Here is a 12,584-nt window from a genome sequence, read left to right as displayed (position 1 = left end):
GCATGGGCTTAGGTGACATGGATGAAGAGTCAGATGACTTGGGCGGCATGGGCTTAGGTGACATGGATGAAGAGTCAGATGATGATGAGTTTGGGGTATCGGCCTCCGATGAGTTGGATGGGTTCGGTGGACTAGAGGAAGATGCCGATGATGAGTTTGGGCTATTGGTTTCTGAGGAGTCTGAGGAGATAGTTGTCGCGAGTGCAGATCCTTTTGGGGAAGAAGACGATGATTTCGTGCCGGAATCCATACCCGATCCCTTTGGGGAAGCAACCTCAGATGACCTAGACATGGATCTTGGGGGTTTGGATGAAGACGACGATTTTGGCGGCTTGTCCTTATCAGATGACGATGACTTGGATGAGATCGGGCTTGATGCTCTAGGGGAAGCAACATCTGGAGATGCAGATGAAGCCGATCTAGATGCCTTGGGACTAGATGACGATGCCGATGAGGATGAAGAAATTTCTGGGTTCTTATCGGACTTTAAGTAAGGGTTGTCTTCAACTTAAAGAGTTGTTGCCAAGATCGTAGATGGTTCGGGGTGGAGTACCCATCGCTCTCGTCGTTGTTAAGTTTGGAATTGCGAATTAACTCAATATTCAAAACTTGCTTACGGACGGAGAAACACCACCCCTACAAATCATCTCAGGGGCTCAACTCGAATTGTGAAGGAAGCAATCTGATAACTCAAAATTACTGATTTTGACTGCGCAGTTTGGGGAAAGGAAACCCCACCGTGAGGGCGGTATGTGCTTCATGGAGGGTTTGTTTGCTCAAATTAGGAATTACGCACTAATAAACAATTAAACGGAGAAAATTTTAGGTCATGGAGACTCTTACTCAACCTGAAGCGCTACATTTTGAGTGTGAAACTGGAAATTATCACACTTTTTGCCCGATTAGCTGTGTGGCGTGGCTTTATCAAAAGATTGAGGATAGCTTTTTCTTGGTAATTGGTACTAAGACTTGTGGCTATTTTCTGCAAAATGCGATGGGAGTGATGATTTTTGCTGAGCCCCGCTATGCGATGGCGGAGTTGGAAGAGGGCGATATTTCGGCTCAGTTGAATGATTATGAGGAGTTGAAGCGTTTGTGTTTGCAGATTAAGCGCGATCGCAACCCTAGTGTAATTGTTTGGATTGGCACTTGCACGACGGAAATCATTAAGATGGATTTGGAAGGGTTAGCACCGAAGTTAGAAGCTGAGATTGGGATTCCAATTGTGACGGCTCGTGCTAATGGTTTGGATTATGCTTTTACCCAAGGGGAAGATACGGTTTTAGCGGCTATGGCTGCTAAGTGTCCTGAGAAAGCGCCTGTTATGGAATCTCAAAAGCAGGAACGGAATGCTATTTCTCAATTGCTGAATTTTGGGAAGAAGAAAGAGGAAGTTGCAGCCGATGAATCGGAATATGTGAAGCATACTCCTTTGGTGCTTTTTGGTTCTTTGCCTGACCCGGTTGTTACTCAGTTAACTTTAGAATTGAAGAAGCAAGGAATTAAGGTTTCTGGTTGGTTGCCTTCTAAGCGTTACACTGAATTGCCAGTGTTGGAAGAAGGGTATTATGTGTCTGGGATGAATCCATTTTTATCGCGGACTGCTACTACTTTGATGCGCCGTCGGAAGTGTAAATTAATTGGTGCTCCGTTCCCGATTGGCCCTGATGGTACTCGCGCTTGGATTGAGAAGATTTGCTCGGTTTTGAATATTGAACCGAAGGGTTTAGACGAGCGGGAAGCACAAATCTGGGCAAGTTTGGAGGATTATTTACAGATAGTTCGCGGTAAGTCTGTCTTCTTTATGGGAGATAATTTGCTGGAGATTTCTTTGGCTCGTTTTTTGATTCGCTGCGGTATGACTTGCCCCGAAATTGGTATTCCTTATATGGATAAGCGGTATCAAGCGGCGGAGTTGGAGTTATTGGAGAAGACTTGCCATGAGATGGGGGTTCCTACTCCGAGAATTGTGGAGAAACCGGATAATTACAATCAGATTCAGCGGATTTATGAGCAGAATATTGATTTGGTGATTACGGGTATGGCTCATGCTAATCCTTTGGAGGCGCGGGGAATTAATACTAAGTGGTCGGTTGAGTTTACTTTTGCTCAGATTCACGGGTTTGGGAATGCGCGGGATATTTTGGAGTTGGTGACTCGTCCTTTGCGTCGGAATAATTCGCTGAAGGATTTGGGTTGGGGTAATTTGGTGAAGGAGGAGGCTAAGGTTTAGTTTTTGAATTACACCTGATTCATAGCGAGGGTGGGCAATGCCCGCCCTTGTTTATTAGAATAGTATAAGCATCCCTAAAAATTAATCAGAAGAATCTCTATGAACGACGAACCCAGCCAGAATTTAGAGGCTATGCCTGCCAGCGAACCTGTAATCGCCTCAGTTACGAATGTTACCAATCAAGCCGACAGCCTCTCGACCGATTCAAATAGCCAAATTAAACTAGAGGAGCAGATAATAAATGAAAACGTGACTTATAGTGAAAAAACAGATAGATTAAAAGTTATAACTAAGTTACTTAAAGCATTGACCCCTTTAATTTGGGCAATTGTAATCATACTGGTAATTATTCCACTTTTAGGTAGCTGGATAATTTCACAATCGGTAACTTCTAACCACTCATTGCAATCTTCAACATCAACAGTTACGGTTCCCGCACTTCCTGACTTGAGCAAAGTTAACGTAGAGATTCAAGGTGCTATCAATAAATCCCATGCTATTGCTGAGAATTTTGCTTCAAAAGAGTTAGATACATGGGAAGGAGAATTAAACGGGCGTGTCGATAGCTTCTTAGATTGGTATTTTGATTATTTTAAGCAGAAAACAATGGAGTTTTCGACTCCTTTTAAGTTTATTGTTTCTGCTGTAATTAACAAGTTTGATATGTCAGTAGCATCTCAAAAGGTTGCTGAAAAGTTAACTGAGGATTTCCAAAGAGAATTTGCTAAGCGAGTACTGGTTCCCAAACTTGCACAAATGAGATTGGAGTCAATCACTACAGAAACAACTAACTTGTATATCTCAGAACTTGGCAATAACATTAAAGGCATTCAAGGCAGTTATAATATCCCTCAAGGAGAATGGGAAAAGTATTTGAATGATATTGCTGTAACTATTAATGACACGGAAGGAACTCTATCCAATTTTTCGTTAAGAGTATTAATTGGTGGGGGCGGTTACATAGTCGCTAAGCCTTTACTTATTGGATTAGCGGGCAAAGTAGGAAGTAAAGTTATGACCAAGTTTGCTGGAAAAGCTGCGGCAAAGATGGCAGCAAAAACTGGTGGAACCGTTGCCGGTCAGCTTGGGGTTGGTCTGATAGATCCTATTGTGGGGGTAGGTATATTGATTTGGGATCTCTGGGATTACCATCACACAGTCAAAGTAGAAAGACCGATTTTGCGTCAGAACATTTTAGCCTACTTGGATCAAGTTAAAAATTCATTACTAAAAAATCCAGAAAGCGGCATTATGGCAGCTATTAATCAGTTAGAATTGAGTATTTTGAAAGGGATTCAAGCGACCGATGATAAAGTCTAATTCAGTAACTTGTATCAGCGTACATAGAATATAGCAGCCATATTACTCTGCATTCTTAATCAGCTATCTTCTTAATAATAATTTGATGAGATTGATGAACAAGCTGGATTTTATTACAAAAACTCGCCATAAAAGCATCAATTCCAATCTTAGTATTTTGATGAGGGAATTCTCGAAAAACATGATCGTAATCATCAAAAATTATCAAACCTCCTATCTTGAGAAGTCCCCAACTTAAAAGGGTATCTTCTAGTACATCGCAAGCTAAATGAGAGCCGTCAATATAGATAATATCAAAGCTATCAAAGGGAATTTCCCGCAATGCTGCTCTCGATTTGTTGACAATTTTTGTTACTTTTGCTGCGGTTTCAGTTAGAGTAATGTTAAAGTCAAATCTTGCTTCGATAGACTCTTTAGTATCGCTTGCTTCTAGTTCAGTTCCTCCACCGCCTTCAAATGTATCGATACAGGTAATTTGCGACGAGGGATGAGTGAGAATATTGTTTAATAGCCAACAAGTAGACCTCCCTTCCCAACTTCCTATTTCTAGTATGTTTAAATCTGGTTGATTGCGAAAGCACATTAAATATTCTTGCCAGATTGCCAGATTTCTGCTAAACCAATCTTGACTAAATTTATATCCTTTTTGCTTAGTTTCAAGTTGATAATTTACCCTAAAAAGCATCTGCTCTACTTGCGCTAAGTTAGGTTGAATTTGCAGTGCTTTTTGAAAAAAATGTTGTGCTTTTTCTGGTTGCTTTTGTACAAAAGATGCCATTCCTGCATTAAAGTAAATGCCAAGTAAGTCAGCGGGAGCAAGTTCTTGTCCTATTTGTAATGCTTTTTCATATTGCAGGGTTGCTGGCTGAATTTGACCCTGTTGATAAAAAGCATTGCCTTGCATATTGTAGGCTATTGCTATTTTATTTCTCAGTTCTCTAAATCCCTGAACTTGATTGATTCCTTCGCAGGTTAAGCAAGTCTGAACAAAGTCATCAAAGGGATTAATTAGGGCTATTTTCCATAAGGTTTGCAGCAAGAGATTGGCATTGACATTAATGTTTTTTTGAGATAAGATTAGTTGAGTTGCTTGCAGTAGCGCTAGTTTTGCAGGGATAGATATTTCTGTTGATTGTGCAGACTCAATAGAAGATAGTGCCAAGGATAATAGATCGTTAAAGGTAGTCGGCTCTAGTCCATTAGTTGTCATTTGTGTAAGTTATATATTTAATACTCGATACCTGGTTGAGCTTTAACACCTTGCTCTTTAAAAGGATGTTTAACTAAAGTCATTTCTGTTACTAAATCTGCCCGTTCTATGAGTCCTGCTGGTGCGCCTCTACCTGTTAAAATAATGTGAGATAGTTCTGGTTTTTCTTCCAGTCCTGCTAGCACTTGCTCGACTTGCAAATAACCTAATTTTAGTGCTATATTGATTTCATCAAGCAAGACTAATCTAAAGTCAGAATTACGGATAAAGGTTAAGGATTTTTCCCATGCTTGTTGAGCTTTTTCAATGTCGCGATCGCGGTCTTGGGTTTCCCAGGTGAAGCCTTCTCCCATGGCGTGAAATTCTAATTGATCTTCCCACTTCTCAAAAACGGCTTTTTCTGCGGGTTCCCAGGCTCCTTTGATAAATTGTACTATGGCGACGCGGTAGCCGTGACCGAGCGATCGCAGCACCATTCCCAAGGCGGCCGTCGTCTTCCCTTTACCGTTACCAGTGTTGACGATAATTAAACCTTTTTCCCCTGATTTTTCAGCAATGCGTTGGTCTTGTACTTCTTTGCGACGCTGCATTTTCTGCTTGTGTTGTTCGGGGGTAAGGGAATTTGCGCGATCGCTTGTTTGATTTAATTCCATCTCAGTATTTGTTTGCATCAGATTCATTAAGTAATATTTATACAATTTTATCAAAATTAGTCCCAGATTGTTTGCAAGTTGAGAACAAATCCGGGTAAAACATCCTCTCCTGATAATTCGGTTGGAGATTGCAGCACTTCCACATCTTGTCCTTGACGATAGATTTCAACTCTCCGGGTTTTGCGGTTAATTAACCAGCCAAGTCTGACACCATTATCTATATATTCTTGCAGTTTAGATTGTGTTTCTTTGAGCGTATCAGTTGGCGACATTAACTCTAAAACAAAATCTGGGGCAATTGGTGGAAATTTCTCTTTTTGTTCCGGTGTAAGTGTATCCCATCTTTCTTGTTTAATCCAAGAGACATCGGGGGAACGATCTGCACCGTTAGGTAATTTAAAGCAAGTAGAAGAGTCAAAACAAACTCCTAGTTTAGTTTGTCGATTCCAAATTCCAAAATCAACTGATATTTCAAAATTACGATTTCCAGTTTCTCCTCCCGTCGGTGGCATGACAATTATTTCTCCTTTGGCATTACGTTCAAATTTGACATCGGGGTTGTCTTGGCACAGTTGATAAAATTGTTCGTCGGTTATTTTGATGACAGAATTGAAATCTATGGTGACAGCGTTCATAGTAATAGGGATTTTAGTATTAATAAAATTGTTACCAAATTGTTTGCAAGTTGAGAACAAATCCGGGTAAAACATCCTCTCCTGATAATTCTGTTGGAGATTGCAGCACTTCCACCTCTTGTCCTTGACGATAGATTTCGACTCGGCGGGTTTTGCGATTAATTAACCAGCCGAGTCTGACACCATTATCGATATATTCTTGCAGTTTAGATTGTGTTTCTTTGAGATTGTCAGTTGGCGACATTAACTCTAAAACGAAATCTGGGGCAATTGGTGGAAATTTTTCTTTTTGCTGGGGAGTGAGTGCATCCCATCTTTCTTGTTTTATCCAAGAAACATCGGGGGAACGATCTGCACCATTTGGGAATTTGAAACAAGTCGAAGAGTCAAATACTTTGCCTAGCTTAGTTTGACGATTCCAAATAACAAAATCTGCATTAATTTCTGAGTTGCAATTTCCGGTTTCTCCTCCTGTAGGTGGCACAATAATTATTTCTCCTTTGGCATTACGTTCAAATTTGACATCGGGGTTGTCTCGGCACAACTGATAAAACTGATCGTCGGTTAGTTTGACAACAGAGTTAAAGTTTATGGTGACAGCGGTCATGATTGTTTCTCTTTTTATACTATTTTATGCTAAACATAGATATTGACAATTTTGTGCTAAGTAAGCAGCAAATAATTTAATCGCATTTGCGACCCACTATCATTATTCTATCAGATTTCAACTAATTTGTCAAAAGTCGATAATTATGTTTTAATAATTTTATCGATAGATTTTTCTACCGAATATTTGCAGACGCACCAATAATAAAATACGATATTAATCTCGCTAAATAACTTGGGAACTCCCTCTAATAAGCTGGAAATCATCTTGTTTTTTAAGTGCTGCGAGTCCACTGCGATCGCAAAAAACAATAACCCCACGCCCACTAGCAATACCCCGTAAGGAGTAGATTTTAGTTGCCGCCGAAAAAACCATCCGTAGGAAAATAAAGCAAGAGCATAGAAAAAACTAACTCCTAGCTTAGAGATTCCCATTCCTACAAGGTATATATGAATTCTGTAAATTTCATTTAACATGAATCCTCCTGTCAAAAGAGCCGATGCTAGAATAAATTCCTTGTCTGAATTGCGAGGATTAAAAGTTTTAAGTAGTCCATAGCTAAAAGCACAAACAATGACAGGTACGCAGCACAATAACTGGAATGTGCGAGTTAAAAAAGCGACATTTGGCTGAGGGTAAAACAAAGGATGAAAAAATAAATCCTTGACTTCTAACCCATACAATTTAGTAAGAATAATTGAAATACCTACCAGTACCAAAGATAACGTATTCAGCCAAAATATAGAGAGGAATGTGGACATAAGTGAAGGCTAAAACAATAAGATTATCCTAGAATAGCAAAAAATAAATTCCCACTATAGCCACTTATTTGCTAAACTAACAAAAGTATTATCAGATGGGGGGACAGCGATGCTGTCAGTTAAAGAAGCAGAATCAATTATTTTAGATTTAGTACAACCCCTCGACAGTCAACGGGATGTAGAAAAGATAGACTTATTGGCCGCGTCGGGGCGAATTTTAGCTGCACCTGTGACAAGTTCCCTCGACTTTCCTCACTGGGATAATTCGGCAATGGATGGTTACGCCGTGAGGTTTGCGGATGTGGAAAATTGTAGCTCAACTCAACCTACAATACTGGAAATTATCGAAGAAATTCCCGCAGGATATCAGCCTCAGTTTACTGTTGAATCGGGACAGGCTGCCCGGATTTTTACTGGCGCTGTTATGCCTGCTGGTGCTGATACAGTGGTGATGCAGGAGGAAACGCACAGGGATGGCGATCGCATTTCGATCTTAGTTTCTCCTTCCAAACCCACAGCATTTGTGCGTCACAAAGGCGCTTTTTATCAAGCGGGTACGCCTTTGCTAATGCCGAGTACAGTCCTCAATCCTCCAGAAATCGCCGTGTTAGCGGCCGCGCAATGTATCCAAGTACCAGTTTACCGCCGTCCCCGCGTTGCAATTCTCTCCACTGGCGACGAATTGGTATCTCCCGAGCAACCTTTGCAACCCGGTCAATTGGTAGACTCGAATCAGTATGCTTTGGCCGCCTTGAGCTCGCAAGCGGGTGCAGAAATCATCCGGTTAGGGATTATTCCCGACGATCGCGAAAAGTTGAAGGATGCGATCGCATCTGCCATTTCCACCGCCGATATCGTACTTTCCACTGGCGGCGTTTCGGTGGGGGATTATGATTATGTTGAAGAAATTATCGCATCTTTGGGAGGAGAAATTCACATCCGTGCGGTAGGAATTAAACCAGGTAAACCCCTAACTGTAGCAACTTTTAAACGAAAAGTGGCGATCGCGCCTTCTCAATGTCTTTACTTTGGTTTGCCTGGTAATCCAGTTTCTAGTTTAGTAACGTTTTGGCGTTTCGTCCAGCCAGCGATGCGGAAACTTTCTGGACTTAAACTTGAGGCTTGGGGGCCAGAGTTTGTACAGGCGCGATCGCGCGTTGACTTAAGATCGGATGGGAAGCGAGAAATTTACCTCTGGGGTCAATTACATTTATGTGCTGGCAATTATGAATTTGAACCCGCTAGTGGCAGTCAAAGTTCAGGTAATTTAATTAACCTAGTTAATACTACAGGTTTAGCAGTTATCCCTGTGGATCAAACTTGGATTCAAGGAGGAGACTTAGTTCAAGTTTTAAAAATAGTTAGTGGTTAGTAGTTAAGCTGTTACGCATTTAAACCATTAACGAGGCTTGTAGGGTGCGTCAGCTCGATCGCTTATTAGGCACGGGAAACGCTGCGGGCTGACGCACCCTACAATACTATTTTAAATGCGTAACAGCTTAATAGGAAAATAAAGTAAACTACCAACTAACCACCAACAACTAACCACTAACAACTAACAACTAACCATTACCAATTATGCGAATTTTAATTGTTGAAGATGACCCAATGATGCAATTGGGACTAGAGCAAGTTTTAGGGGATTGTCCTGATTTAGAAATAGTAGGACAAGCAGAAGACGGTTACTTAGCAGTCGAAGCAGCATTAAGGCTGAAACCCGATATGATCGTGATGGATATCGGTTTGCCACGACTCGATGGAATTGCAGCAACGCAACAAATTAAAGAAAAATTACCTGATGTACGAGTGGTAATGCTAACTTCTCATACGGCGGAAACAGAAATTATTGCTGCTCTTTCTAGCGGTGCAGATGCTTACTGTATTAAAGGTGCTTCAGTAGAGCGTTTGTTAGCTGCAATTGCCGCTGCTGCTGAAGGTGCTACCTATCTCGATCCTCAAATTGCTAGGACTGTAATTGAAAATCTCAAACCTCCTACCCCTGTATCTACGGCAAGTATAGGTCAACTATCACAGCGGGAATCAGAAGTGTTGAAATTGATGGTAGAAGGTTATAGCAATCCTGAAATTGCTGCTGCACTTTATCTCAGTCCTAATACTATTAAAACTCACGTTCGCGGTATTATGAATAAGTTAGCAGTGGATGATAGGGTGCAGGCAGCAGTAGTCGCGTTGAGAGCAGGACTTGTTTAAGATTGTAATAAAAATACAAACTTGATAGGAAAATAAAAATGTTGAAAAACTTAGAAAACATTGATTGGGATAGGCTAGAAAGCGAATTAGGCGAGAAGCTAGTAAGTCTTTTAAAAGACCTCTCAGCGAATGAGAAAAAAGTGCGTAGCGAGGCTCAGATGGAATTATGGTATGCAAGCTGGCATCAGGGAACATTGACCTGGCCTGCTTATTTTGTAGTCCCATTTTTGCAAGAACGCCTCTCACGCGAATCAGAAACAGATTTATTAGAAATGATATTGTTCGATTTGGCACACTTGGGAACAGCAGCAACATTTTTTGGTACTCAGCCTGGTTTAGAGTATGAGATATTAGAAGTAGATCGGGCATATCCTTCTGAATTTGAGGGAAAGTGGCAAAATGAGCTCCAATGGGTACAAGCAACTTACCAAGCGGTTTATAAAGGAGTTAATCTTTATCTTAATTTACTAGAACACGACTCACCAAAAGTCAGAATAGCCGCTGCTTATACGCTGTCTTGTTGCAAGCCAGACGCAGAGCGGATATGCAGTTTAATGATTCAACATTTTGCCTGCGATTCTGATGAAATAGTGAAATCAACAATTCCATTGTGTTTAGCCTTTCTCAGCAAAATTACGCTTATAGATGCGGATTTTTGTGAGGAGATTATTAACTCAAATGAAAGCGATATTGTCAAACTTTCTGCCGGAGTGAGCCTTGCTTATATAGTTGGAGAAAATATCTCAGGCGATGCTTTTAATCTGCTCCTGAGTTTAATCAAAAATGAAGAGTTATTTACTAGGTTGTGCGAACACTACGACAACCCAATGGCAACCGCACATCACTCGATGATTATTGATTTTTTCAGCAGGCTTGACGATAGTAAATTAGCGCGGGTTTTAGTGGTTTTGGCGGAATCTGGACAACAAATATACGAATGGGATTTATTGCTGGAACTTGCTTTTGACTGTCAAAATATCTCAGAAGGTACAACTATCGATCAGTTAACAGAACCTCAGCAAGTGATTCTGCGTTTAATTGCCGACAGGATAACCACCAACCAAGAAAGGCTAAACACATATAATCTCTTACGTTTTATGGGAATAAAAGAGGCCGGATTCGGTCCACAGGAAAAACTAATTAATTTTCTCAATGGCGAACCACTAAAATATGATGCCTAAGTGCAATTTTGTTTAACCTAACTATCAACAATCGGCAAAGTAAACCAAAAAGTAGCACCCGCACCCGGACTACTAATTACTCCAATTTCCCCTCCGTGAGCGGCAATAATTTGACGACAAAGATATAGTCCCAAACCCAAACCAAGAGAATGCCGAACTTGAGAACCCCTAGCATAAAGATCGAAAAGGCGCTCGCATAGTTCAGCAGGTATTCCCACGCCGTCATCCTCCACAGTACAGCGAATCATTTTAATTGAACGCTCCGCAATTTTCCTCTGATTATCCACCTCTATTATTGCCGCAGTCATCGTCAAATTAAGTCCCGGTACATTGTGTTTTAAAGCATTAGCAATCAAATTTGAAAATACCCGCCATAACTGCGTAGAGTCAGCATTAACTAATGGTAAATCTGCTGAAACTTGATTTTTTACAGCCGTTTGATGTTGCACTAGCATTGGTTCTAAATCTGCGATCGCAGATTCAATTAAACCTCTCAAATGTAGTGGTTCGCATTGCAAAACTAAACCCCGTACCTCGCTAGCCTGTACTTCCAACAGCGAATTTATTAACTTTAATTGCTGTTCGCTCCCTTGAATCATCCGCAACAAAATAGATCGCGGTACTGCGATCCCATCCCCAGGCTTTTTCTCCCAATTTTTCAACACCATTAACATTCCTGCAACCGGGTTTCGCAAGTCGTGAGAGAGAGCATGGATAAACACCCGCAAAGCTTCCTCCGCCTGCTTTCGCTGCGTGATATCCTCAATTAAACCTTCATAATAAAGTACCTTGCCATTAGCATCTCGCACCGTTCGTGCGTTTTCAGAAATCCAGACAATGCTGCCATCTTTGCGGTAGATTTGAGACTCAAAATCCGATACTCTTCCGTGTTCTTCAATCTGTCTAATAAACTCAGCGCGGCGATTTGGTTCTACATATAATTGATGTTCTATATCAGTAAAAATATCTGTTACTTCTTCCGATAAATCGTAGCCATAAATTCTAGCTAAAGCCGGATTAGCTGTAATATATCTCCCATCAGGAGTGCTCTGAAAAATTCCCTCCCCGGCATTTTCAAAAATACTGCGATACTTCGCTTCTGCTGCTTCTAACTTATCATAAGTTACGGCCAAAGACCGCCTAGTTTCAAACTCATCTCGCTGTAAGCGCTCGTACAAATATACCGACAGATCGCAGATAAAACAAAACCAAAATAAGTATAAATAAAATCCTGCAAAATGGAAAGCTGTCATCTTCGCGATGGTGAGATTAAGCGCCCAATTTACTCCTATATAACAAGCAACTACGCCTAACTGTGAAACTACATGAAGGGGCCATCGCACGGGCATTAATGTCGCCTGAGTTAAAAATGCCAAACACCACATTAAAGTCTGAGGTTCTGCTTGACCAATTAAGGCCGCTCCTACCTGTACAATGATAGTTAGCGACCAAGAAAAACCTAAAAATAATAAACTAGGATAGCGCCTTCCTAGTTCAGTTTGGTGCAATGTTAAACAGGTAAGCAATCCTAATTCAACAGCAATACCAATATAGAGATTTGCAGCTTTAAATTCTTTAGGATCGAATATAGATTCTCCCCAAAGATAAACCGTAATTGTTAAAGCAAAAAAGACTGCAATCCACAAGGCGGGACGCAGGCGGTTTCTCAGAAAACGGTCACGCCAAACCTCATAATTGACGGACAACTGAGCTGCTTTAACATTGCTCAGATTGGTCATAGGAAGAAGGAAGAAGGAAGAAGGAAGAAGGAAG

11 protein-coding genes and 1 pseudogene are annotated in these 12,584 nt (G+C 40.9%); 6 read left to right on the top strand and 6 right to left on the bottom strand.

Going from position 1 to position 12,584, the window contains the following annotated elements; all coding sequences use genetic code 11:
- The 3 genes and pseudogenes from PN499_RS08045 to PN499_RS08035 form a co-directional block, all read left to right on the top strand.
- Positions 1-494 (top strand): annotated as a pseudogene (locus tag PN499_RS08045) (DUF5331 domain-containing protein); the annotation flags it as partial.
- 335 nt (positions 495-829) lie between these two features.
- Positions 830-2,233: a ferredoxin:protochlorophyllide reductase (ATP-dependent) subunit N gene (locus PN499_RS08040; protein ID WP_272031244.1), complete on the top strand. Its 1,404-nt coding sequence runs from the start codon at positions 830-832 to the stop codon at positions 2,231-2,233.
- Positions 2,234-2,332: 99 nt separating this feature from the next.
- Positions 2,333-3,553, top strand: a complete 1,221-nt coding sequence (locus tag PN499_RS08035) for a hypothetical protein (protein WP_272031243.1) — start codon at positions 2,333-2,335, stop codon at positions 3,551-3,553.
- Between the two features lie 55 nt (positions 3,554-3,608).
- Here PN499_RS08035 and PN499_RS08030 read toward each other — a convergent pair whose 3' ends face one another.
- From PN499_RS08030 to PN499_RS08010, 5 genes are all read right to left on the bottom strand, one after another.
- Positions 3,609-4,763, bottom strand: coding sequence for a class I SAM-dependent methyltransferase (locus tag PN499_RS08030; RefSeq protein ID WP_272031242.1), 1,155 nt, complete (start codon positions 4,761-4,763; stop codon positions 3,609-3,611).
- Positions 4,764-4,780: 17 nt separating this feature from the next.
- The gene (cobO, locus tag PN499_RS08025; RefSeq protein ID WP_272031241.1) at positions 4,781-5,434 is read right to left on the bottom strand and encodes a cob(I)yrinic acid a,c-diamide adenosyltransferase; all 654 of its coding nucleotides are present in this window, start codon (positions 5,432-5,434) and stop codon (positions 4,781-4,783) included.
- Between the two features lie 38 nt (positions 5,435-5,472).
- Complete coding sequence (locus PN499_RS08020; protein WP_272031239.1) at positions 5,473-6,051, bottom strand: Uma2 family endonuclease; 579 nt, start codon at positions 6,049-6,051, stop codon at positions 5,473-5,475.
- A gap of 31 nt (positions 6,052-6,082) precedes the next feature.
- Complete coding sequence (locus PN499_RS08015) at positions 6,083-6,658, bottom strand: Uma2 family endonuclease (RefSeq protein ID WP_272031237.1); 576 nt, start codon at positions 6,656-6,658, stop codon at positions 6,083-6,085.
- 143 nt (positions 6,659-6,801) lie between these two features.
- Positions 6,802-7,419: a hypothetical protein gene (locus PN499_RS08010; protein WP_272031235.1), complete on the bottom strand. Its 618-nt coding sequence runs from the start codon at positions 7,417-7,419 to the stop codon at positions 6,802-6,804.
- A 109-nt stretch (positions 7,420-7,528) separates the two neighbouring features.
- Here PN499_RS08010 and PN499_RS08005 point away from each other — a divergent pair, with 109 nt between their 5' ends.
- From PN499_RS08005 to PN499_RS07995, 3 genes are all read left to right on the top strand, one after another.
- Entirely contained in the window at positions 7,529-8,791 is a 1,263-nt protein-coding gene (locus tag PN499_RS08005; protein WP_272031233.1) for a molybdopterin molybdotransferase MoeA, read from the top strand.
- 206 nt (positions 8,792-8,997) lie between these two features.
- Entirely contained in the window at positions 8,998-9,630 is a 633-nt protein-coding gene (locus PN499_RS08000) for a response regulator (RefSeq protein WP_272031231.1), read from the top strand.
- Positions 9,631-9,668: 38 nt separating this feature from the next.
- A complete protein-coding gene (locus PN499_RS07995; RefSeq protein WP_272031229.1) occupies positions 9,669-10,811 on the top strand; it encodes a hypothetical protein in 1,143 nt (380 codons plus the stop codon).
- 17 nt (positions 10,812-10,828) lie between these two features.
- Here PN499_RS07995 and PN499_RS07990 read toward each other — a convergent pair.
- The coding region (locus tag PN499_RS07990) for a sensor histidine kinase (RefSeq protein WP_272031227.1) at positions 10,829-12,584 on the bottom strand (1,756 nt) is incomplete at its 5' end.

Origin of the sequence: Kamptonema animale CS-326 (genome assembly GCF_028330895.1) — a bacterium.
GTDB classification, from domain to species: Bacteria; Cyanobacteriota; Cyanobacteriia; order Cyanobacteriales; family Microcoleaceae; genus Kamptonema; species Kamptonema formosum.
Note: the sequence above shows the minus strand (reverse complement) of the source record. Positions and strands in the feature narration are given on the sequence as shown.

Coding starts and splice junctions, on each gene's coding strand:
- PN499_RS08010 (WP_272031235.1), bottom strand. CDS start 7,419: ATGTCCACATTCCTCTCTATATTTTGGCTGAATACGTTATCTTTGGTA.
- PN499_RS08005 (WP_272031233.1), top strand. CDS start 7,529: ATGCTGTCAGTTAAAGAAGCAGAATCAATTATTTTAGATTTAGTACAA.
- PN499_RS08015 (WP_272031237.1), bottom strand. CDS start 6,658: ATGACCGCTGTCACCATAAACTTTAACTCTGTTGTCAAACTAACCGAC.
- PN499_RS08035 (WP_272031243.1), top strand. CDS start 2,333: ATGAACGACGAACCCAGCCAGAATTTAGAGGCTATGCCTGCCAGCGAA.
- PN499_RS08030 (WP_272031242.1), bottom strand. CDS start 4,763: ATGACAACTAATGGACTAGAGCCGACTACCTTTAACGATCTATTATCC.
- PN499_RS08020 (WP_272031239.1), bottom strand. CDS start 6,051: ATGAACGCTGTCACCATAGATTTCAATTCTGTCATCAAAATAACCGAC.
- PN499_RS07995 (WP_272031229.1), top strand. CDS start 9,669: ATGTTGAAAAACTTAGAAAACATTGATTGGGATAGGCTAGAAAGCGAA.
- cobO (WP_272031241.1), bottom strand. CDS start 5,434: ATGCAAACAAATACTGAGATGGAATTAAATCAAACAAGCGATCGCGCA.
- PN499_RS08000 (WP_272031231.1), top strand. CDS start 8,998: ATGCGAATTTTAATTGTTGAAGATGACCCAATGATGCAATTGGGACTA.
- PN499_RS08040 (WP_272031244.1), top strand. CDS start 830: ATGGAGACTCTTACTCAACCTGAAGCGCTACATTTTGAGTGTGAAACT.